The following is a 2,661-nucleotide window of genomic DNA, read 5'->3' on the forward strand; positions in this document are numbered from 1 at the left end:
ATCACCAGAAGCGGCACAAACTGTGAAAGATACAACAGCACCAGCGGCTCCGACAATCGATAAGATTGAAGCGGGAGCTAAAGTAGTAAGCGGAACAAGCGAACCACTGAGCACGGTAACATTGACGTTACCAGATGGTAAAACTACAGAAGTAAAAGCAGATGCAGACGGCAAGTGGACAACAGAATTGGCAGAACCATTAACACATAACGCAGTAATCAAAGCAGTAGCTTCAGACGTAGCGAACAACAAATCGCCAGAAGCGACACAAACTGTGAAAGATACAACAGCACCAGCCGTTCCGACAATTGATACGATTGAAGCAGGAGCTAAAGTAGTAAATGGCACAAGCGAGCCATTAAGCACAGTGACATTGACATTGCCGGATGGTAAAACAACAGAAGTGAAAGCAGATGCAGACGGCAAGTGGACAGCGGAATTGGCAGAACCGTTAGCACATGACGCAGTGATCAAAGCAGTTGCGTCAGATGTGGCGAACAATAAATCAGCAGAAGCGACGCAAACTGTGAAAGATACAGTAGTTCCAGCAGTACCAGTAATCAACACAATCGAAGCAGGAACTAAAGAAGTGAGTGGCACAAGTGAACCATTGAGTACGGTGACTTTAACATTACCAGATGGTACTACTAAAGATGTTAAAGCAGATGATAAAGGCGTTTGGACAACTACATTAGAAACACCATTAGTACATGATGCAGTAATTAAAGCAGTTACGTCAGACGTAGCGAACAACAAATCACCAGAAGCGACACAAACCGTCAAAGATACAGTAGTTCCAGCTGTTCCGACAATCGATACGATTGAGGCGGGAGACAAAGTGGTAAGCGGTACAAGCGAACCATTAAGCACGGTAACTTTAACATTACCGAACGGCAAAACTGCAGAAGTTAAGACGGACGATAAAGGTGTTTGGACAACTACACTAGAAACTCCATTAGCACATAATGAAGTTATTAAAGCAGTAACATCAGACGTAGCGAACAACAAGTCACCAGAAGCAACACAAACTGTCAAAGATACTGTGGCGCCGAAAGCACCTGTTGTGAATGAAATTAAATCTACTGATCAAGCTATAGGTGGTTCGGCAGAGCCTAATTCAAAAGTGTTTGTAGTATTAGCTAATGGTAAGATTTTAGAAACTAAAGCAGATGCAGAAGGTAATTGGAATGTTGAATTACTAGATGGACAATCTCTTATAGATAATGAAACTGTGAAAGTATATGCTAAAGATTTAGCGGAAAATCAATCTGATACAGTTGAAAGTGAAATTGTGTTGGTTGAAGTGCCAGCCGAGCCGGAGGTAGAAACACCAGCAGAACCAGCACCGGAGGTAACACCAGAAGTACCGGTGGAAGAAACAACACCGACAGAGCCGGAAGTGCCGGTCGAAGAAGTGCCAGAAGTACCGGCTGAACCGGAACCAGAAACACCAACAGAACCAGCATCGGAGGTAACACCAGAAGTACCGGTGGAAGAAACAACACCGACAGAGCCGGAAATTCCAGTCGAAGAAGTGCCTGAAGTACCGGCCGAGCCGGAACCAGAAACACCAACAGAACCAGCACCGGAGGTAACGCCAGAAGTACCGGTGGAAGAAGCAACACCGACAGAACCAGAAATACCAGTCGAAGAAGTGCTTGAAGTACCAACAAAACCAGATGCCGAAACGCCAACAACACCTGTACCAGAAGTAACACCAGAAGTACCGGCAGAAGAAACAACACCGACAGCACCGGAAGTACCAGTTGAAGAGATTCCAGAAGTGCCATCCGAGCCAGAGGCAGAAACACCAATAGAACCGGCACCAGAAGTAATACCGGAAGCACCTGTGGAAGAAGCAACACCGACAGAACCGACGCCAGAGGAACCGGTAGAAGAACCAACATCGACAGGATCAGAGACTCCAGTTGCGAAAGAACCAGTAAAAGAAACAGAAGAAACGTCTACTGAAAGTTCTCCTTCTAAAGAAGATACAGTAATAGAGTCTGAAAAAGAGGAAGAAAATGATGAAGTTACTGTTGAAAACAATGACATATCAAAAGAAAGCACTGGTGAAGTAACTACACAAAATGATACAGAAAATGTGAAAACAAAATCAGTGGAAAAAGATGTTCAAGATAAAAAATCAACAATTTTAAACTCTAAAACTTCTACTCATAAAAAAGAAAGTAAGCCTAATAAACAAGCATTACCTGAAACAGGTAATGAAACATCATCAATGCCGTTATTAGGTTCATTGTTGACATTGTTTGGTTTAGGATTTATCGCAAGACGCTTTAATAAGAACGAAAAAACAGATAAATAAGACTGAGGGTAGTCTAAAGTAAAAATGCCATGGTAGGGATTGAACCCCATTACCATGGCATTTCTTTATTTATAAAGTGAAATTGAATTATCCAATATCTCCTAGAGTCGCAACCATCACAGCTTTGATAGTGTGCATACGGTTTTCAGCTTCTTGGAATACAATAGAGTGTTTGCCTTCGAAGACTTCATCTGTAACTTCCATTTCTTTTAAGCCGTGTTTTTCCTCTATTTGTTTACCGATTGTTGTGTCAGTGTTGTGGAATGAAGGTAAGCAGTGTTCGAAAATAACATGTGGGTTGCCTGTTTTTTCGATCATGTCTTGGTTTACTTGGT

Annotated in this window: 1 protein-coding gene and 1 pseudogene; one reads left to right on the forward strand and one right to left on the reverse strand. The window is 42.5% G+C overall.

Translation table 11 applies throughout. From position 1 onward, the window contains the following. On the forward strand, positions 1 to 2,326 hold a 2,326-nt coding region (locus HMPREF3270_RS14390; RefSeq protein ID WP_176746750.1), incomplete at its 5' end, for an Ig-like domain-containing protein. Positions 2,327 to 2,413: 87 nt separating this feature from the next. Here the strand turns inward: HMPREF3270_RS14390 and HMPREF3270_RS11685 are convergent. Further along, positions 2,414 to 2,661, reverse strand: a pseudogene (locus HMPREF3270_RS11685) (ornithine carbamoyltransferase subunit F); the annotation flags it as partial.

Source organism: Staphylococcus sp. HMSC65H10 (genome assembly GCF_001839185.1).
GTDB classification, from domain to species: domain Bacteria; phylum Bacillota; class Bacilli; order Staphylococcales; family Staphylococcaceae; genus Staphylococcus; species Staphylococcus simulans.